Annotated in this window: 12 protein-coding genes; 5 read left to right on the forward strand and 7 right to left on the reverse strand. The window is 71.4% G+C overall.

Annotation, left to right across the window (positions count from 1 at the left end; translation table 11 throughout):
- Nucleotides 1-145: 145 nt before the first annotated feature.
- The 4 genes from ABTW72_RS04455 to ABTW72_RS04470 form a co-directional block, all read right to left on the reverse strand.
- Nucleotides 146-1,429 carry a type II secretion system F family protein gene (locus ABTW72_RS04455; protein ID WP_350854226.1) on the reverse strand — a complete coding sequence of 428 codons (1,284 nt, stop codon included), beginning with the start codon at nucleotides 1,427-1,429 and terminating at the stop codon, nucleotides 146-148.
- Nucleotides 1,426-2,637: a TadA family conjugal transfer-associated ATPase gene (locus ABTW72_RS04460; RefSeq protein WP_350854229.1), complete on the reverse strand. Its 1,212-nt coding sequence runs from the start codon at nucleotides 2,635-2,637 to the stop codon at nucleotides 1,426-1,428. Before ABTW72_RS04460 ends, ABTW72_RS04455 begins: the two co-directional genes overlap by 4 nt.
- Entirely contained in the window at nucleotides 2,634-3,737 is a 1,104-nt protein-coding gene (ssd, locus tag ABTW72_RS04465; RefSeq protein WP_350854232.1) for a septum site-determining protein Ssd, read from the reverse strand. The genes ABTW72_RS04460 and ssd overlap by 4 nt, the downstream gene beginning before the upstream one ends.
- Nucleotides 3,738-3,972: 235 nt before the next feature.
- Nucleotides 3,973-5,163 (reverse strand): serine hydrolase domain-containing protein, encoded by a 1,191-nt coding sequence (locus ABTW72_RS04470; protein WP_350854235.1) that lies wholly within the window; start codon nucleotides 5,161-5,163, stop codon nucleotides 3,973-3,975.
- A gap of 539 nt (nucleotides 5,164-5,702) precedes the next feature.
- Between ABTW72_RS04470 and ABTW72_RS04475 the strand changes: the two genes are divergently transcribed.
- Nucleotides 5,703-6,506, forward strand: coding sequence for an HAD family hydrolase (locus ABTW72_RS04475; protein WP_350854238.1), 804 nt, complete (start codon nucleotides 5,703-5,705; stop codon nucleotides 6,504-6,506).
- Between the two features lie 143 nt (nucleotides 6,507-6,649).
- Here the strand turns inward: ABTW72_RS04475 and ABTW72_RS04480 are convergent, their stop codons facing one another.
- On the reverse strand, nucleotides 6,650-7,396 hold the full coding sequence (locus ABTW72_RS04480; protein ID WP_350854241.1) for a Fic family protein: 747 nt from the start codon (nucleotides 7,394-7,396) through the stop codon (nucleotides 6,650-6,652).
- 558 nt (nucleotides 7,397-7,954) lie between these two features.
- Between ABTW72_RS04480 and acs the strand changes: the two genes are divergently transcribed.
- From acs to ABTW72_RS04500, 4 genes are all read left to right on the forward strand, one after another.
- On the forward strand, nucleotides 7,955-9,919 hold the full coding sequence (gene acs / locus ABTW72_RS04485; protein ID WP_350854244.1) for an acetate--CoA ligase: 1,965 nt from the start codon (nucleotides 7,955-7,957) through the stop codon (nucleotides 9,917-9,919).
- Between the two features lie 267 nt (nucleotides 9,920-10,186).
- Entirely contained in the window at nucleotides 10,187-12,982 is a 2,796-nt protein-coding gene (locus ABTW72_RS04490) for an immune inhibitor A domain-containing protein (protein WP_350854246.1), read from the forward strand.
- A gap of 333 nt (nucleotides 12,983-13,315) precedes the next feature.
- Complete coding sequence (locus tag ABTW72_RS04495) at nucleotides 13,316-15,769, forward strand: immune inhibitor A domain-containing protein (protein WP_350855394.1); 2,454 nt, start codon at nucleotides 13,316-13,318, stop codon at nucleotides 15,767-15,769.
- 200 nt (nucleotides 15,770-15,969) lie between these two features.
- Nucleotides 15,970-16,902: an alpha/beta fold hydrolase gene (locus ABTW72_RS04500; protein WP_112585718.1), complete on the forward strand. Its 933-nt coding sequence runs from the start codon at nucleotides 15,970-15,972 to the stop codon at nucleotides 16,900-16,902.
- Between the two features lie 4 nt (nucleotides 16,903-16,906).
- Here ABTW72_RS04500 and ABTW72_RS04505 read toward each other — a convergent pair whose 3' ends face one another.
- Entirely contained in the window at nucleotides 16,907-17,272 is a 366-nt protein-coding gene (locus tag ABTW72_RS04505) for a UCP033725 family protein (RefSeq protein WP_030334177.1), read from the reverse strand.
- Complete coding sequence (locus ABTW72_RS04510) at nucleotides 17,269-20,130, reverse strand: SseB family protein (protein WP_350854250.1); 2,862 nt, start codon at nucleotides 20,128-20,130, stop codon at nucleotides 17,269-17,271. Before ABTW72_RS04510 ends, ABTW72_RS04505 begins: the two co-directional genes overlap by 4 nt.
- Nucleotides 20,131-20,230 lie beyond the last annotated feature (100 nt).

Raw genomic sequence — 20,230 nt, forward strand, 5'->3', positions numbered from 1 at the left:
CTCGCCGAGCTGGGCCGGCCGGCTGGGCTGCGCTGGCCGGCCCAGCCGCGTTGGCTCCCCGAGCTGTGTTGGCGCCCAGAGCTGTGTTGGCTCCCAGAGCTGCGTTGGCCGGCTGAGTTGGACTGGCCGGCTGGGCCGCGGGCCGTCATCCGGCCCGCCCCGGTGCCGCGCCCAACCGTTCCGCCCAGAGGAGGCCCACGACCTGGAGGGCGATCGCCACAATCGCGCTAGCGCCGCCGACCGTGCTGTGCAGGAGCACCGCCATGGGGTCGACGCCGATGCCGTACCCCAGCCCGATCCCGCCAACCGGCAGGGCCGCCAGTAGCCAGGCCGTGGCCCGGGCACCGGCCGCCTGGGCCGCCGCCGCTGCCAGACCCCGGTCGGTCGCCCGAGCGTCCGCCTCGATCCGCTCCAGAAGCTCCGCCAGCGGCGCGCCGGTCCGGTCGGCCAACCGCACCGCCGCCGAGGTCAGCTGACGTAAGCGGCTCGCCCCGTCACTCCCGACGGCGGTGACGTCGAGGGCGTGTGGGACGGGCAGGCCGGCCCGCAAGTCCGCCGCGAGGCCGCAGAGCTGGTCCAGCCCACGTCGTCGGTCCCGCTCGGCGCTCCGGTTCACTCGCCAACGCAGCGCGGCGCGCACGGCCAGCGTGCCGTACCCGGCCATCGCGACCGCGGCCACCGGACCGCCGACCACGGCACCCACACCACCACCGAGCAGACCGACCACCGGCAGCACCCGGGCCGTCGATCGCGAGATGCGCAACAACGAAGGCGTACGCGGTCTTCTGTCGGTCGGGCCTACGCGCCCGTGGGCGCGGCAATCGGCGATCGCGCACCCGGCGGACGCGTCGCCCCAACTGCCGGCGTCCAGGTCGCCGTGCCCATCTGCGGTTGCCGGACCGGGGACGTCGTTCCGACCGGTTACGTCCACACCGCTGACACCGAGCGTGATCGTGGCCGCCGATGCGCTCGGCCGTCGTTCGGCGTCGAGCATGGTGGGGTCCACCTCTGGGCGGCCGGTGCCGGTCGGGCGTCGGGGATCCCGACGGGCCGGCGGGCGCGTCGGGCCCTCCGGACGCGTGAAACCGCCTGCCGCTCCCGGCCACCTCGGGCTGCGGGTGACGTCCCGGTCGGGCCAGCCGAGTGCCGTACGCCTTCCGCTGGCACCCCCGGTAGTTGCCGACTCGACCGCGATGCCGACCGGATGACCCGAGGTCGGGGCAGCGCCGGTGCCGTCGACCGGCCCGTCCGGCGTGCGACCGAGTTCCCTGATCCACTGCACCAGGGCGTCATCCGGATCGACGACGCCGGCCCTCCGTCCCGGTGCCAGCACGCGACGTCGACGGGCCCGAATGCTCCGCATGGGCCACGCCACCAGGGCAGCGGCGAGCAGGAGCAGCGCCGCCACCAGCATCGTCTCGACAGTCATGCCGGACCCGCCGATCCGGGCCAGGGTTCGCTGAGGATGGGCGGCACCGCCACCCCACGCTCCCGCAGCAGCGCCCCGAGGGCACGAGCCGCGAGCCCGAGCCCACTGCCGCGCACCCAGGCGGGCACCACGGTCACCATCCGTTCGGGCCCCTCGGGCAGCAGCAGGCAGACCGACTCCAGGACGCGACCCCGGTCGCTGCGTCGCACCTGAAACAGCACCTGCAACGCGGCGGCCACCTGGGCGTGCAGCGCGGCGCGAGGCAGCCCACCCAACATGCCCAGGGCCTCCAACCGGGCCGGCACGTCCGACGGTGTGTTGGCGTGCAGCGTGCCGGCGCCCCCGTCGTGACCGGTGTTGAGCGCGGCCAGCAGGTCGACCACCTCACCGCCCCGGCACTCCCCGACCACCAGCCGGTCCGGGCGCATCCGCAACGCCTGACGGACCAGGTCCGCCAGGCTGACCACGCCCGTTCCCTCCACATTGGCGGTACGAGCCTGGAGCCCCACCACGTGCGGATGCCCCGGACGCAGCTCGGCGGCGTCCTCCACCAGCACGATCCGTTCGGTGGCCGGCACCATCCCCAGCAGGGTGTTGAGCAATGTCGTCTTGCCCGAGCCGGTGCCCCCGGTCACCAGGTACGCCAAGCGGGCCGCCACGACCGCGGCGAGCAGTGGTGCCAGCGGTCGCGGCACTGTCCCCTGGCGCACCAACTCGTCGAGGGTGAACGGCCGGTGTCGGAAGGTCCGCAGCGACAGGTAGGGACCTTCGGTCGCAACCGGCGGCAGCACGGCGTGCAGTCGGGTGCCGTCGGGAAGCCGCGCGTCCGCGTACGGGGAGCCGTCGTCGAGCCGTCGCCCCGCGCTGGCGATCAGGCGCTGCGCCAACCGGCGGACGTCCTCCACCGAGCCCAATGGGACGGCGACCTGGTGCAGCCCCGACCCGCGGTCGACCCAGACCCGGACGCCGTTGACGAGGACGTCGGTGACCTCCGGGTCGGCGAGCAGTGGCGCCAACGGCCCGGCGCCGACGAGATCGTCGCGCACCCGGTCGGCGATCCGCAGCATGGCGGTGTCACCGAGTACTGCGGCGGCGGGCTCGGCCCGTACCGCGGAGACGATGGCCGCGGCGGTGACCGGGGCGGTGGCGGCGGCGATCCGCTGCCGTACCCGGGCGGCGAGCGTGCCGTCCTCCGGCCCGGCGGTCATGCCGCACCCGTAGCCGGCACGCCGGTGAGGTCGGTGACGATCCGTTGGCAGAGCGCGGCGAGTGGGCCCTTGCCCCCGGCGGCCGGCGCCTCGCCCCGTTCCAGCCCACGGCAGAGCCCCGGCTCGGGGCGCAACGTGCCGGCCAGCGGGAGGCCCAGCGCGCGTGCCACCTCGGACGCCCGCAACCGCCCTGGCGCAGGCCCGCGCACCACCACCGAGAGCGCAGCGCAGTGCGGGGCGGCGGCGGCCACCACCCGAGTGGCCGCAGCGGTGGCCCGCAACTCGGCCGGCACGACGACGAACCCCTGGTCGGCGGCTTGCAGGGCCACCACGGCCGCGTCGTCCAACTGTCGGGGCAGGTCGATCACCACGAAGTCCCGCCCCCGTCGGGCCGCGTCGACGGTCGCCGCCATGGCCGTCGCCGGCAACGGCAGCATCTCGCCGCGGTCCCAGGAGAGCACCACGAGATCACCCCGGCTGGGCAGGGCCTGCACCAGCGCCGGGGCGTCCACCCGTCCGTCGGCGCTGGTGAGCGACGGCCAGCGCAGGCCTTCCAACTGCTCCCAGCCCAGCACGAGGTCGAGGCCACCGCCGAGCGGGTCGGCGTCGACCAGGAGGGTGCGCAGCCGGGCCCGGGCGGCGGTCACCGCAAGACCACCGGCGAGCACACTCGCGCCCGCACCGCCTCGACCACCGAGGACCGCGACGACCCGGGCGCCGACACCGGCCGGACGGTCCGGATCATGCTCGGCGAACCGATCCACCAACCACGGCTCCGCCGCCGGCAGCGTGGCGACGTGCTCGGCCCCGATCAGCTCGGCGATCTGCCAGCCAGGGTCGAGCTGACCAGCCCGGCCGAGCAGCACCAGCCGGGGTCGCTGCGGCAACCGGGCGCGCAGGCAGGCCTGCGCCTGATCGGCGCCGAGCAGCACCAGGGGCGCGGGAAGCCACCGGGTGCGGGCAGCCGCTGGGTCGCGGGCGAGCTCCACCTCGGTCCCGCCGACGGCGGCGAGCCGGAGCACATCATCGAGCAGATCGTCGTCGCCGGTGACGACCAGCGGGAGCCGGCGGATCGGCGGAACCGTGGTACGGGGTGGCATCGCGGCCTCCAGCGGTCGGGCTCTGGTATGCCGTCGACAGTGCTCGGAATCCGCCCCACGACCCGTCCCGATGTGGTCGCCTGTGGACAACCTGGTGGGCTGTGGAAAACCCCCGCCGAGGCAGTTGATCTGCTACGAGTGCGGGCAAGTTCGCAGCTACTGCCGCTGCGGGAAAGACAGCGGGGCCGCTCCCGGAAGGAGCGACCCCGAAGTCAGCCGTCAGGCATGCGGCCAGTCAGTCGTCGATCGCCTGGTAGACGGTGGTCCAGAAGTCGTGCCACATCGGCAACCGCTGGTCGCCCGCGTGCGCCCGCTGCATGAACACGATCGTGGTCAGGTCCTCGGCGGGGTCGTTGTACCAGGCGGTGCCGTAGAAGCCGGGCCATCCGTAACTGCCGACCGAGGGCCCGAGATGCGTACGGCGGGTCCGGACCGACATTCCGAAACCCCAGCCGATGGCGTCGAAGTATCCGGGCCAGAACCCGGAGATGGCCTTCTGTGTCGGGGTCAGGTGGTCGCTCGTCATCAGCGTCACCGCCGGTCGCGACAGCACCCGCTCGCCGCCGTGGGCGCCGCCGGCGAGCAGCGCCGAGGCGAAGGCCAGGTAGTCCTGGGCGGTCGAGACGAGCCCGCCGCCGCCGGACTCGAACATCCGCTGTCGACTGAACCGCCCGTCGGGGGCGTCCTCGACAACCGGCTCGCCGGTGGCGGCGTTGTCCTGCTCGTACGCCGTCGCGAACCGGCCGATGCTCTCGCTACCCACACTGAAGGCGGTGTCGGCCATTCCCAACGGCTTGCCGACCCGCTCACGGACGGCATCCCCGAAGGACATGCCGGTGGCCCGGGCGATGAGCACGCCGGTGACGTTGGCGGCGGTGTCGTACATCCAGCGCTCACCCGGCTGGTGGACGAGCGGAAGGTCACCGAGCTGGCGGATCCACTCGTCCGGCGACTGATATTCGAGTGCGTCCAGCGCGTCGGCGATCGGCACCGTTCCCGGTTCGGCGGGGACCATGCCGGTGCCAAGGGTGCCGTCCAGGACGTCCCGCAGCGTTATCGGGCGTTCCGCCGGGACGGTGTCGTTCAGCGGGCCGTGGGGATCGGCGAGCACCCTCATGTCCGCCAACTCCGGGAGGAGATCGTCGACCGGATCGTCGAGTCGGAGGGTGCAGTCCTCGACGAGGGCCATCGCACACGCGGCGACGATCGGCTTCGTCATCGAGCCCAGGCGACAGATCGTGTCCATCGCCATCGGCGTCCGCGACCCGGGGCCCTCGAACGCGAGATGACCCGTCGCCTCGACGTGCACCTCGCCGTGCCGGGCGAGGACGACCACCATGCCCGGGACGAAGCCGGACTCGACGTGGCGGTCAAGCAACCCTTGCAGCCGAGCCAGCCGTTTCGACGAGAAGCCACCAGAAGCCACGTGTTTCCTCCTCAGCTCGTCCCGTTTGGCAAATTACACGGCGGGCGGCGATCGCACGGTCCGCGACGAGTTGGGAGGAGACCTCGTCCGAGCGGGTACCGCTCATCGACAGCCCCCGCTTCATCGCACGAGCGCGCCTCATGTTGCGGAGGTGTGTCGCGCATCGAGCCCTGTGGCCACAGGCCAACAGCCGGCGCGCTTGCAGCGGTGGCGCGCTCCCACGAAAAGGGACGACCCCCGTCGGGGGGAGACGGGGGTCGTCGGAGGTTCGGCTCCGGGGGGGTCGAGCCGAACCACTCAGCGGTCACGGGGGGTGCAACCGCTGAGGGTCTGCCTGTTTCGAGGATGTGAAAGCTCGTCGTACGGACAAGTCTGCCTGAGCGGGCCCGTCACGTCGAGTGGTGCTGCCTCCACTCACTGCGAAAATCTCCTCGCAGAGTGTGAGCGTGATCACGCGGAGCGGAGAGCCCGCAGGTCTGAGGGGTGGCATGACCCCGGGCACCCGCCGACGATAGACCATCCGGCTAGACTTTCGCGCCGTGGGCCGAAGTGCCGCTTTCTTCGATCTGGACAAGACCGTCATCGCCAAGTCGAGCGCCCTGGCGTTCGGTCGGCCGTTCTACCGGGATGGGCTGATCACCCGGCGTGACGTGGTCAAGTCGGCGTACGCGCAGCTGATGTTCCGGCTGGGCGGCACCGACGAGCAGACCATGGCCCGAACACGGGACTACCTGGCTGCGCTCTGCAAGGGCTGGCAGGTGGAGCAGGTCCGGCAGATCGTCGCGGAGACGCTGCACGAGCTGATCAACCCCTACGTGTACGCCGAAGCCGCCGCCCTGATCGAGGAGCACCAGGCCGCTGGGCGGGACGTTGTGCTGGTGTCGGCGTCCGGCGAGGAGATGGTCCGGCCGATCGGCGAGCTGCTCGGGGTGACCGACGTGATCGCCACCCGGATGACGGTGCGGGACGGTCGGTACAGCGGCGAGGTCGAGTTCTACGCGGCCGGTCCGAGCAAGGTCGAGGCGGTCAGCGAGTTGGCCGCCGCCCGGGACTACGACCTGGCTGATTCGTACGCCTACTCCGACTCGTACAGCGACCGCCCCCTGCTGGAGTGCGTGGGCCACCCCAGCGTGGTCAACCCGGACCGGCAGCTACGCAAGCTGGCCTCGGAGAACGCGTGGCCGGTGCTGGAGTTCCGGCACCCGATCCCGCTGGGCCGGCGGTGGCGGGAACGTCCCGCGGTCCCGGTGGCCGCGGCGGCCCTGGGGGTCGGGGTGGGCGTGGCCATCGGCATCGCCTGGTACGGCAGGCACCGCCGAACCCGAGCCGCCACCACCGCCTGACCGACCCGCCCCACCCCCGTCCAGGTCGATCATGGGCTTGTGGTGGGCGTCTCCGACCAATTGGCATCCTTTGCGGTGCACCACAACTCCATGATCGGCACCGCAAGGACGGGCCGGTCCGGGGCGGCGGGACCGATCGCCGCTCAGGCGGCGGCGAGGATCTCGTCCCCGATGGCGGTGAGCTGGTCGGTGCCGACCTCGACGGCGGCCATGTAGTGGCGTAGCCAGGAGCGCAGCCCGTCCGGGGTGCCGGTGGCGAAGGCACCGGCCGCGCCGACGTACTCGGGCTCCCGCTCGCGGTGCCCGACGTCGACGGGGAGCAGGCCACGCGGGTCGAGGCCACTGGCGAGCAGCACCAGCCGGGCGGCCCCACGGGCCACCACGCCGGACGGCCCGGCGAACGGACGCAGGTTCAGCAACTCCCCGTGTACGACCGCGGCGAGCACCAACGGGGAGACCTTCGTGCCGCCTGCGACGAGGCCGGCCAGCCCGTCCAGCCGGGTGGCGACCACCGGGTCGGCGACCGGGCGGCCCAGCTCGGATTCCGACACCAGGTCCCGTGCGGCGAGCACGTGCAGTTTCGCGAGCGCCTGGCGGGGCGCCTTCGGCCACAGCTCGCTCAGGCCCGGCAGCGCTCCGGCGACCCGCAGCGCTCCCTGGAGCACCGGGTCGGTGACGGTGCCGGCCCGGACCGCCTCACGCTCATGCCCGGCACCCTCGAGGGCCGCGCTGGCCACCGCGGAGCGAAGGCTGACCTCGGCGGCGACCTGTCCACCGTGCCGGCGCAGCGCCCGGTGCCCGAGCGCCTGGTCGAACCGCGCGCGGGCCTGCTCGACGGCGGCGGTGATGTCGGCGAGCGCGAGCAACGGGGCGAGCGGGTCGGTGGTCACCCCGCCACGCTAGCGACCCGGCCCGGCCCGGTGGGCCGCACCCGCCCGCAACGCGACAGGGACCACCCGCCCGGCGCGGCACCTCACCCGGCGCAGCTTCGCCCCCACCCGCCGCGAGCCGCCTCGGCGCGGCCACGATCGAGGAGAGCCTGCGCGCCTGGCGCAGCCGCACAGCAGACCCGGCGCGGCCGCACAGCCGACCCGGCCACACAGCCGCCCCGGCGCAGCCGCACAGCCGGCCGCCGCAGCCACAAGGCCGACCCGGCGCGGCCGCACAACCGACCGCCGCGGCCACACAGCCGACCCGCCGCGGCAGTTCCGGCAAGGTCATCACGGGTTCATTGACGTTGCGGTGTCCGCCTGGCCTGGACACCGCGACTTCCGTGAATCCGTGTTGATCAAGGCATCGCGCGCAGCGACCCCGGCGGGGACGGGCCGCCGGGCGCGCGGCGGGGGCCACTCGGCGCGACGCAGTGGGCAGCCGTGGCCGGTCGCAGACCCCGCGACTACCCTCGTGCCATCGAGACCCAGGTCACCCCGAGGATGAGGAGTCACGGCATGAGCGAGGCATTGGCCAATCTGCTGAACGAGACGCGCCAGTTCCCCCCGCCGGCCGAACTCGCCGCGCACGCCAACGTCACCATCGACGCGTACGCCGAGGCTGAGGCCGACCGGCTGGCCTTCTGGGCGAAGCAGGCGGATCGGCTGGCCTGGTCGAAGAAGTGGGATGAGGTGCTCGACTGGTCGAACCCGCCGTTCGCGAAGTGGTTCGTGGGTGGGCAGCTCAACGTCGCGTACAACTGCCTGGACCGGCACGTCGAGGCGGGCCGGGGCGACAAGGTGGCGATCCACTGGGAGGGCGAACCGGGAGACACCCGCACCATCACGTACGCGGACCTGCACGAGCTGACCTGCCGGGCGGCGAACGCGCTCACCGACCTGGGGGTGACCGCTGGCGACCGGGTGGCGATCTACCTGCCGATGATCCCGGAGGCGGCGGTTGCCATGTTGGCGTGCGCCCGGATCGGCGCCGCGCACAGCGTGGTCTTCGGTGGCTTCTCGGCCGACTCGTTGAGCAACCGGATCCAGGACGCCAGCGCCAAGGTGGTGATCACCGCGGATGGTGGCTACCGGCGGGGCAAGCCGTCGGCGTTGAAGCCCACTGTGGACGCGGCGGTGGCGAGCTCCCCGTCGGTGGAGCACGTGCTCGTGGTCCGCCGCACCGGCGAGGACGTGGCGTGGTCGGAGAAGGACCACTGGTGGCACGAGACGGTGGAGACCGCGTCGGCCGAGCACACCGCGCAGCCGTTCGACGCCGAGCACCCGCTGTTCATCCTCTACACCAGCGGCACCACGGCCCGTCCGAAGGGCATCCTGCACACCACCGGCGGCTACCTCACCCAGGCGTCGTACACGACGCACGCGGTGTTCGACCTGAAGCCGGAGACGGACGTCTACTGGTGCACGGCCGACATCGGCTGGGTCACCGGGCACTCCTACATCGTGTACGGCCCGCTCTCCAACGGCGCCACCCAGGTGATGTACGAGGGCACCCCGGACACGCCGCACAAGGGCCGGTTCTGGGAGATCATCGACAAGTACGGGGTGAGCATCCTGTACACCGCTCCCACCCTGATCCGGACGATGATGAAGTGGGGCGACGACATCCCGGCGGGCTTCGACCTGTCGTCGCTGCGCCTGTTGGGCAGCGTCGGCGAGCCGATCAACCCGGAGGCCTGGATGTGGTACCGGCAGCACATCGGCCGGGGCGAGCTGCCGGTGGTGGACACCTGGTGGCAGACCGAGACGGGCGCCATCATGATCTCGCCGTTGCCCGGGGTGACCGCGGCCAAGCCGGGTTCGGCGATGACGCCGCTGCCGGGCATCGTGGCCGACGTGGTGGACGACCAGGGCCAGTCGGTGCCGAACGGTGGCGGCGGCTACCTGGTGCTGCGCGAGCCGTGGCCGTCGATGCTGCGCACCATCTGGGGCGACGACGACCGGTTCATCGACACGTACTGGTCGCGTTTCCAGGGCATGTACTTCGCCGGCGACGGTGCGAAGAAGGACGACGACGGGCACATCTGGCTGCTCGGCCGGGTGGACGACGTGATGCTGGTGTCCGGGCACAACATCTCGACGACCGAGGTGGAGTCGGCGTTGGTGTCGCACCCGTCGGTGGCCGAGGCGGCGGTGGTCGGCGCGACCGACCCGACCACCGGTCAGGCGATCGTCGCGTTCGCCATTCCGCGGGGCAGCACGGACATCGCTGGTGACGCGGGCGAGCAGCTCATCGCCGACCTGCGCAACCACGTGTCGAAGACGCTCGGCCCGATCGCCAAGCCGCGGCAGATCATGCTGGTGCCGGAGCTGCCGAAGACCCGCTCCGGAAAGATCATGCGCCGGTTGCTGCGGGACGTGGCGGAGAACCGGTCGCTGGGCGACGTGACCACGTTGCAGGACTCCTCGGTGATGGACCTGATCTCCTCGGGGATGAGCGGTACGAAGTCCGACGAGGACTGACGGTAGGCGTACTCATTGGAGGGTGGCGGTCCGCGCGGACCGCCACCCTCCGTCATGTCTTACGGGTACGGTTCGTGCCGCCTCGCCACTGTCACATCGGTCGGTCGGGGGAGTCGGGAGAAGCTGAACGGGCACAGGCGTAGATCACCTCTGTCCTTTCGGCCGGTTGTGCTTTAGGTTCACGCAGGTTGGAAGAGTTCGACACACATCACATCGATGGTCGGCCACGCCAACGTCCTCCTCCCCATGCCCGAGAAACGGAGCGGCATGAACCACAAACCGCAGTCCAGGGCGCGGCGACGACTACTCGTCGCACTGCCCGCCATCGCCCTCGCGGCCACGTCACTGACCGTGAGTGGCAGCGCGGCAGCCCAGTCGCCTTCCGGCACCCCCCAGGCGGTGATCGGCGCCGACGAGCACTACATCAACTACGCCGAGCCCGAGGTGCAGCCGGACACCACCGGCCGCGAGGTGAAGGGCAAGGGTGGCATCTACACTCCTGCCGCCGAGTCCGCGCGCGCGTTCGACCGCAAGCACGCCCGGGGCAACCCGGTGACCGCACGGCAGCTGGCCAAGGACGAGGCCAAGTCGCTGAAGACGGGTCAGAACCCCCGCAAGTTCAAGAAGGCGCCGACCACCCAGACGGCGAAGCTGCTGACGCTGCTGGTGGAGTTCAACGACAAGGCCAACGACGACTTCACCGGTGTGATGGTCCCCAAGACGGTGTTCGAGGACCGCACCTGCGTCCCCGGCACGGTCCAGAACGGCCCGAAGCACAACAAGATCCCAGACCCGGCGCGACTGCCCCACGAGGACAACAACTCGATGTGGGTGCCGGACTTCTCGCCGCAGCACTACAACAAGATGCTCTACAGCAAGAAGGGCATCACCGAGCGGGTCCGCACCGACCTGAAGGGCCCGGACGGCAAGAAGGGCATCGACCTGTCCGGTCGCACCATGCACAACATGTACCTGGAAATGTCCAAGAACGCGTACACGGTCGACGGGCAGGCCAGCCCGTGGATCACCGTGCCGCACTCGGAGGGCTGGTACGCGGCCAACCGCTGCTTCCAGGACGAGACCGGCGCGTGGGTTCCCGGCCGTGAGCAGTCGATGAACGGCCACCCGGACAACCCGGCCGGCGCGGGCCGCCTGGCGACCGACGCGATCGACGCGCTCGTCGCGAAGGACCCGAACTTCCCGTGGGCCGACTACGACATCGAGGACCAGGCCGACCGCGACGGTGACGGCAACGTCTTCGAGCCGGACGGCGTGATCGACCACCTCGTGCTGGTGCACGCCGGCCAGGGCAAGTCCCGCGGCGGCGGCGCCGAGGGTGTGTACGCCGTGTGGGCGCACTCCTCCACGGTCGCCGGTGGTTACACCATCCCGGGCACCAACCTGAAGGCGTCGAACTACATCGTGCAGCCGGAGGACGCCGGCGTCGGCGTCTTCGCCCACGAGTTCGGCCACGACCTGGGTCTTCCGGACCTCTACGACACGTCCGGCAACGCCGACTCCGACGTGGACTTCTGGGACCTGATGGCCTCGGGCTCGCACTCGGGTGAGATCTTCCAGGCGCTGCCGACGCACATGGGCATCTGGGACAAGTGGGTGCTCGGTTGGGCCGACCCGCTGACCATCCGCCCGGGGTCGAACCCGCGCGAGGTGAAGCTCGGCCAGACGTCGCGCACCCCGATCGACTCCGAGGACGGCATCAAGGTCGACCTGCCGGACAAGGTGACGACGCTGGCGACCCCGCACAGCGGCACCAAGATGTGGCACAGCAACAACGACCAGGAGTGGGCCGACGTCAAGCTGAGCCGCTCGGTCGACGTGCCGGCGGCCGCCGACTCGAAGTTCTGGATGTGGAACAACTACATCATCGAGGAGGACTGGGACTACGGCTTCGTCGAGCTCTCCACCGACGGCGGTACGACCTGGACCGAGCAGAAGGTGTACGACGAGGGTGGCACGGTGGTCACCACGCCGGACGGCTACCCGGACCCGAACGGCCGGATGAACGACTTCGGCGGCAAGAAGTACGGCCTGACCGGCAGCACCGACGGCTGGCGGCACGACTACGTCGACCTGTCGGCGTACGCCGGCACGACGGTCCAGGTGCGGCTGCGCCTGGCCACCGACGAGGCGTTCGAGGAGCGCAACTGGTTCGTCGACGACTTCTCGGTCACCGGCGGTGGCGCCACCACCTGGAGTGACGACGTCGAGGGCGGCGCCAACGGCTGGGCGGCCACCGGCGGCACCTTCGTCGACACCACCGGCGGCGGCTGGAAGGTCTCCAGCGGCACCGAGGTGCACGCCCAGTACTACCTGGCGGAGTGGCGCAACTTCGACGGCTTCGACAAGGGTCTGAAGTACGCCTACGACACCATCTACTCGCACGAGGCGTGGAAGGTCGACCGGATCTCCTACAACGCCCCGGGCATGCTGGTCTGGTACCGGGACACCGCGCTCGGCGACGTCAACCACGTCACCGGGCAGATGACGGCACTGCCCAGCTACGGCGCGAAGGGTGGGTTGCTCATCGTCGACTCGCACTTCGACCCGTTGCGGCGTACCGGCGAGGCAGCGGTGAAGGACCCGTCGGTGACGGACAACCTGCCCAGCCGCCCGCAGTCGTCGAACGCGGCCTTCACGCTTCAGCGGACGTACCCGTTCACGGAGTGCCTGGAGGCGGCCGACGAGCCGTACAGCGCGTACTGCACGAAGTTCAAGGGGCTCCCGCCGGTGAAGGCGTTCACCGACGCCAAGGGCTACTACCCGGGCATCGAGATGCGCGATGGCGCCGCCTACGCCCGGGACAACGACGCGTCGGTGGTCCTGCCGTCGCGCGGCAACGCGCCGTACACCACCCGGGTCACCCACCCGGACGGCAGCCCCGCGCCGGAGTTCTACGGCGTGACCCTGGGCGGCGGCGCGATCGTTCTGGGCACCGGTAACCCCGGCGACCAGGGCGTGAACTACGGCGTCTCGCTGACGATCAAGAAGGCTGCCGGGGACAACTCGTCGGCCATGATCTACGTGACCCCGGCGAAGAAGTAACGGTTTCACGGATCGACAACTGACGGTGGGGCCGGTGGCGGGGACGCTGCCGGCCCCACTGTCGTATGTGCGATCAGGTTGATCGAAAAATGTCGTTGTATACGTTCGCGTCCGGGGGCGCGCTGGTCAGCGTGGCTGATGAACCGGCGGGGTGTGACGGTGAAAAGCATTCCCAACAAAAACTTGCAACAAATCGACGCGAGGTTCTTCCCACCCGTCCCGCCAGTAACTATGTTCACCAATGGTCCCACTAGTGGGATCGATCTCCCACCGGCCCGTACCCCCGTTGGGCCGGTTCCCTCACACCGGAGGTACCACGTGCGCAAAGTCGCAGTGGGTCTGCTCGGGCTCTCACTGACGGCGACAGGCCTGGCTTTCGGCCCGTCCGCCTCGGCGGCGCCTCAGCCCAAACTGCCGGCCGCAGCACCGGCCGCTGCCGAACCACAGGCGCTGAAGGATGAACTCCCCGACAAGCTCGAGGAGAAGCGCCGCGCACTGCGTGAGCAGGGGCTCAGCGACGTGCTGAGCGGTCGGAGCAAGCCGATCGAGCGCAACGGAAGCACTGTCGTCAAGGTCGGCGAGGTCGGCAAGGCGGCCGGAACGGGCGCCAACGCCCGCACCACCGCTGGCGCGAAGAAGACCAAGGACCAGTACGTCGAGCTCAAGCGCGAGCGGACCGACAAGATCTTCGTGATCCTGGCCGAGTTCGGGGACGAGCGGCACCCGTCCTACCCGGACAAGGACATGAACCCGGACATCGCCGGACCGGCGACGTTCGAGGGTCCGCTGCACAACAAGATCCCCGAGCCCAACCGGGCCGTGGACAACTCCACCATCTGGCAGCCGGACTTCAGCCCGGAGCACTTCCGCCAGCTCTACTTCGGCACCAACCCGGGCGACGAGTCGCTCAAGCAGTACTACGAGGCCCAGTCCTCGGGCCGCTACACCGTCGACGGTGAGGTGACCGACTGGGTCAAGGTCCGGTACAACGAGGCCCGCTACGGTCGCTCCGACGACCCGATCCCGGACCCGAAGCCCGGCCAGAAGCCGGACCCGCGGGACGATCTGGCCGTCTGCCCCGACAACGTCTGCGCGAACACCTGGGACCTGGTCCGCGACGCCGCCAACCAGTGGGTCGTCGACCAGAAGGCCAAGGGCCGGACGGACGCGCAGATCGCCGCCGAGATGCGGTCCTTCGACCAGTGGGACCGGTTCGACTACGACGGTGACGGCGACTTCAACGAGTCGGACGGTTACATCGACCACTTCCAGATCGTCCACTCCGGCGGCGACCAGGCCGACGGTGACCCGCAGCAGGGCGAGGACGCCATCTGGAGCCACCGCTGGTCGGCCTTCAACAGCTCGCCCGTCGGCCCGCCGAACCTGCCGATCGGCGGCACCCAGATCGGCAACACCGGCGTCTGGATCCGCGACTACACGATCCAGCCGGAAAACGGTGGCCGCAGCGTCTTCTACCACGAGTACGGCCACGACCTGGGCCTGCCGGACGACTACGGCCCGGCGGACAACAGCAACGAGCACTGGACCCTGATGGCCCAGAGCCGGCTCGCCGCGAAGAACGACGTCGGCATCGGCGACCGGGGCGGCGACCTCGGCGCGTGGAACAAGCTCCAGCTCGGTTGGCTCGACTACGAGGTCATCGTGGCGGGGCAGAAGCGCTCGCTCGAGCTCGGCCCGCAGGAGTACAACTCGGAGAAGGCTCAGGCCGCCGTGGTCGTGCTCCCGCAGCGGGAGTACACGTTCAACTACGGCGCGCCCTTCGAGGGCGCCAAGCAGTACTTCTCCGGCAACGAGGACAACCTCGACAGCAAGATGACGAGGACGTTCGACCTCACCGGCAAGTCCGCAGCGGCGATGTCGCTCAAGGGCAAGTACAGCATCGAGGCCGGTTACGACTACCTCTACTTCGAGGCGTCCACTGACGGCGGTAAGACCTGGACCGACCTGGACGGCACCGTCAACGGCGCGCCGATCGGCAAGGACGGCGCGGGGCGTCCGGCCCTCGCCGGCAGCAGCGAGGGCGCCTGGGCGGACATCAACATCCCGCTGACCTCGGTCGCCGGGAAGGTGGCGCAGGTCCGCCTGCACTACGTCACCGACGGCGGCGTCTCCGAGGGCGGCTTCTTCGGTGACGCGATCACCGTGACCGCCGACGGTCAGACCGTGCTCAGTGACGGCGCCGAGACCGACGCCGGCTGGGCTCTGGAGAAGTTCCAGGTGGTCGGGGCGACCTACACCCGGCTGTTCGACAACTTCTACATCGCCGGCAACCGGTCGTACGTCTCGTACGACAAGTACCTGAAGACCGGCCCGTACTTCTTCGGCTACGCGAACACCCGCCCGGACTGGGTGGACCACTACGCGTACCAGGAGGGTCTGCTCATCTCGTACTGGAACACCCGCTGGTCGGACAACAACACCGCCCCGGCGTCGGAGTCCAACCCGGGCGGTCACCCGGGTGAGGGTCGCAACCTGTACATCGACGCGCACCCGCGCCCGATCTACAACCTCACCGGGGACCCGTGGCGCGCCCGCGTCCAGGTGTACGACGCACCGTTCAGCCTGAAGAAGGCCGACTCGTTCACCCTGCACCTCAACAGCCAGCCGCAGTACATCCGTGGCCAGGCCGCTGAGCCGCTGTTCGACGACACCAAGAAGTACTTCTACGAGGAGCTGCCGAACCACGGCGTCAAGCTCCCCGCGATCGGTGTCAAGATCAAGGTTCTGGAGCAGGACGGCACCTCGATGAAGATCCGGGTCAGCTGACCACTGATCCCGCACCAACCAGCGACGCCCGGGCAGGTCATCTGCCCGGGCGTCGCCCTTTCTGCGACACCTCCGGATGGCCCGGACCGAGTTGGTCGAGCCGGTTCCCCCTGGTGCCGGTCCGGGGCAACCCGGGGCTTTCCCCTGTTCAACGCGACCGCCAGGGTCGCCTGCGGCAACCGGGTCATAGGCTGTCTGCCATGACCGACCAGCGCGGCGGGGCCGTCGACGAGTCCTGTGTCCTCACCGAGGGGCCGTGGACGCACCGTTTCGTCGGCGCCAACGGCAGCCGGTTCCACGTGGTCGAGGGCGGCACCGGGCCGATGGTGCTCTTCCTGCACGGCTTCCCCGAGCACTGGTGGGCCTGGCACCAGATGTTGCCGGCGATCGCCGACGCCGGTTTCCGGGCGGTCGCCGTCGACCTGCGCGGCTACGGCGCCAGCGACAAACCACCCCGGGGGTACGACGGCTACACCCTCGCCGCCGACATCGCCGGACTGATCCGCGCGCTCGGTGAACGATCCGCGACGATCGTCGGCAGCGGCCTCGGTGGCATGGTGGCCTGGACGGTGGCCTCGTTCCACCCGTCCCTGGTCCGCCGGCTCGTCGTGCTGGGGGCACCACACCCGCTGCGACTGCGCGCCGCCATCTTCGCCGACCCGCGCGGGCAGTTCACCGCCTCCACCCCGGCGTTGAAGTTCCAGCTACCCCGCTACGAGCACGTCCTGACCCGCGACGGGGCTGCGGCCGTCGGCGAGATCATGCGCCGCTGGGGCGGTCCACAGTGGGTGGCCGGGCCGGACTTCGAGGCGTACGCCGAGCGGTGCCGGGAGGCGATGTGCATCCCGCAGGCCGCGTTCTGCGCGCTGGAGGGCTACCGCTGGGCGTTCCGCTCGCTGCTGCGACTGCACGGCTACCGGTTCGTCCGCCTGATGCAGAAGCCGCTGTCCACTCCGACCCTGCAACTGCACGGCGCCCTGGACGCCGCCTCCCTGCCCCGCACCGCGCTGGGTTCCGGCCGGTACGTCGTCGCCCCGTACGAGTGGCGACTGCTCGACGGGGTGGGGCACTTCCCGCACCTGGAGGCACCGGAGCTGGTGCTCGGCGAAATCCTGCGGTGGGCGAAGACCTGACCGCTCAGACCCGCTGCTCCCGCAGGTCGGTGACCTCGGCGGCCGGCGCCCAACCCTGGTACACGCCGAAGTCGAAGACCTCCAGCCGCATCGCCTCGGCCACCGGCCAGCGACCGCCGGTGTACTCCACCCGCAGCCAGGCGTCGTGCTCACCGAGCACGATGAACGGCTGCCCCTTCCAGGTGCAGGTGGTCCGCACGTACGCCAGGTCCTCGATCTCGCTCGCCGGCAGCACCCGGACGTAACGGCCCGCGCGGACCTCCTCGAAGCCCTCACCCGGCTCGGGCTGGTAGAGGCGGATGTCGTCGCCGTCCGGGCTGGCCTGGTATTCCCGGCCCTGCCAGCGGGCCACGTAACCGTCGCGCATCACGCCTCCCCGACCCGTCGCCAGGTGACCGAGTCGGTGTCCAGCTCAGCGACCACGCGCTCGCTGCCGTCCGCGCCGATGCGCCAGAGTTGGGCGCCGTGCGGCAGCCGTGCGCTGTCCACCTTGAACTCCGCCACCACGTCGCTGCTCTCACCCGGGGCGAAGCCGTTACCCCGGAAGGGCGGACGTTCGATGACCCAACCCTCCATGGCCCGCATCGCCGGCTCGTTCTGACCGCCGTACGGGATGCGGTAGAGGCTCGGCCGGTGCGCCGGCCAGCGCAGCACGTAGATCTCCTCGGCGTCCGGGGCGAACGGCGAGCCCGGGTAGCTGAGGCCCAGCGCCCCGTGCAGCTGAGCCGGTGTGGTCAGGTGGGACAGCTCACCGGCCCGGTGCACGAACCCGGACACCCGGTCGTACCCACGATCCAGGTAGTACGCGAGCTGGCTGGGGGCGATCGCCTTCTGCATGACCGTCGGCCGGGTCGGGTCGACCGCCGCCGGGGCGTACCGGGGACGGGCGGCGGGTTCGGCCACGGCCGGCGCTTCCACCTGGTCGACTTCCAGGTCGTCCCCGAGCCCCACCTCGGCGGCCCAGTTGGCCAACGCGACGATCTGCTCGCCGGGCAACTTGGCACCCACCGGCGTGCCCGGGTTGACGGCGAACGACCAGTCCTCGTCGGGCCAGCGCCGGATCAGTTGGGCGAACTTCACCCGGACCGTGTCGACGTCCCCCTCGACATGGTCGGCGAGGCGCTCCGAGGACGTGTAGACCACCACGTACGTCTCGCCGTCGAGCTGCCCCGTACGCCAGACGAAGCCGGGATCCCCGGGGCGGCTTCCCCGCACCGACTCCGGTGCCGCCGGCAGTAGCACCCGGGCCAGCAGCAGGGTGGACAGGAACGTGTCGGTGCTGCCCGACCCGGCGGCGCTGAGCAGGTCCTCCTCGACCGTGTTGGCCGGCTCGAACTCGACCGGCGGCGGCTCGTCGGCCGGCGGGTGCGGACCGTCCTCCGCGATCACGCTCCCGCCGCCGCCCTGGTCCGTAGCGGCCGGGCCGGCCCACGAAACAGCACTGTCGGCGCGGTCGTCACGCAGCGGGGCGTCGACGCGGCCGTCGATTCGTGGGTCGCCCAGGCCACCGCCGGCAGCGCCGACCTCGGTCGGAACCACGGGGTGCGGGGCGGACGGGCTCGCGGCGGGCTGACCGGGGCTGAACGACGTGGGCCCGGATGCGCTGGAACCGAAGGACGACGGACCGAACAGGCCCGGGTCGGAGGGCGTCGAGCCGAACGGCGGCGGGGCGGCCTCGGCAGGGCTGGGCGACGACGGACCGAACAGGCCCGGACCGGGGGGTGTCGAGCCGAACGGCGGCGGGGCGGCCTCGGCGGGGCTGGGCCGCCGGGGCGCGTCGACCGGCGCGCTGCTCCCGACCGGGTCGGTGAGGTCGCGGGACTCGATGATGGTGCCCTCGATGACGATGGGCGTGAAGCCGCGGCGCGGCGCGGGCGGCCCGGAGACCGGTTCCGCGACGGACACCGGCAGCTCCTCCGCCGGCTCGAACCGGCCCGGCCGATCCTGGGGAATCGCCTGCGTCTCCTCCGCCGATGGCCGCCCAGGCGCGCCGGCCAGCGGAGGCTCACCGGTCATCCGGAACGCGCGGGTGGGCTCCTCGGCCAGAGGGTTGTGCCGGCGCGGCGGCAGCGGCTGGGTGATCTCCTCGCCGGATGGTGGCGCGTCCATCCCTCGGGACGCGCCGAGGCCGCCCTCCGGCCGTCGTATCGGCTGGGTGGCTGCCGGGTCCGCCGCCATCGGAAAGGCCCGCGTCGCGGTCTCGTCGGCCGGCACGTCGGCTGGGCGACGGCGAGGGAAGGGCTGGCTGCCTCGCCCGAACCGGGTCGGCGGGGCCGCCCGGTCACCGGGGCGTCCCCCGCTCGGGGCCGGGTCGCGGGTCGGGCTGGGGTCGAAGAAGGAACGCCGAGGCGCGGCCTGGGGGCCAGCGTTGCCGTTGCCCGGGGCGGGGCCGTCGACGTCGCCCGGCCGGGTCGCTGCCGGCCAGCCCATGCCCGGCCCGGCCTGGTCGGTGGTGGGGCCGGCGGTCGCCAACGGGGTGAACCGGGACGGCCGGCCGGTGCGGGGCAGCGCTCCGTTGCCCGGCGCGGGCCGGGGCGGCTCGGTCGGGTGCCGCTGACCGGCGGCGGGCAGGTCCTCCTCGCCGCCTCGGCGCGGCAGCTCAGCGGGGACGGGTGGCCGGGGCGCCGGACCCGGCACCGGTGGGGCATCCACCCGAGGGGCCGGGCTCCGCGCGGGCCTTCGGGGTGTGAGCGGAGCACTCTCGGGCCCGGACGAGGCCGCCCCCGTCACCGGAGGCGGTCCAGCGGCTGGCGCGGCGTCCCTCGGTGGCATGCCGGGCCGGGTGCGGGCCAACGTCTCGGCCCGCTCCAGGCGAGCGCGGGCACCCATGGCACGGCCGGGCAGTCGCACGTCGCCTCGGGAGAGCTGCGACACGAACCAGGCCGGCAGGTAGCCCTCGACCGGCAGACCCGGATTGACGGCCAGCCACCACTCGTGGTTGGGCCAGCTGGCCGCGAGATCGGCGAAGGGGATGCGTCGGTTGCTGCCGGCGTGATCGCCGAGGCAGGCCCGCAGGGCGGCTGCGGAGGTGAAGGCCAGGACGTGGGTCCGACCGCCGGTGGTCCAGGTGCCCCATCCGGCGGGTGGCTGGCCGGGCTGCGTCGGCGCGGAGACCGGCAGCAGCACATCGGTGCGGGACAGGAGCCGGAAGTAGAGCTCCTGGTCGTTGGCGCGCAGCGCGTCGCGCATCGCCACCTCGGCCTCCGTGGCCGGCTCCCATGCGGTCACGGCCACCTCCCCTTCCGAGAACAGGCCACAGGTATCGCGTACAACCTACAAGGTGGTACCAAGATCACAATGGCAGGCTGGCGGTGGCCTGCCAGGACGC

Origin of the sequence: Micromonospora sp. NPDC127501 (assembly GCF_040302185.1) — a bacterium.
Taxonomy (GTDB): Bacteria; Actinomycetota; Actinomycetes; order Mycobacteriales; family Micromonosporaceae; genus Micromonospora.

Excerpts from the sequence above, each read along its gene's own strand:
- acs (WP_350854244.1), top strand. The coding sequence starts at position 7,955 with ATGAGCGAGGCATTGGCCAATCTGCTGAACGAGACGCGCCAGTTCCCC.
- ABTW72_RS04455 (WP_350854226.1), bottom strand. The coding sequence starts at position 1,429 with ATGACTGTCGAGACGATGCTGGTGGCGGCGCTGCTCCTGCTCGCCGCT.
- ssd (WP_350854232.1), bottom strand. The coding sequence starts at position 3,737 with ATGCCACCCCGTACCACGGTTCCGCCGATCCGCCGGCTCCCGCTGGTC.
- ABTW72_RS04460 (WP_350854229.1), bottom strand. The coding sequence starts at position 2,637 with ATGACCGCCGGGCCGGAGGACGGCACGCTCGCCGCCCGGGTACGGCAG.
- ABTW72_RS04500 (WP_112585718.1), top strand. The coding sequence starts at position 15,970 with ATGACCGACCAGCGCGGCGGGGCCGTCGACGAGTCCTGTGTCCTCACC.
- ABTW72_RS04490 (WP_350854246.1), top strand. The coding sequence starts at position 10,187 with ATGAACCACAAACCGCAGTCCAGGGCGCGGCGACGACTACTCGTCGCA.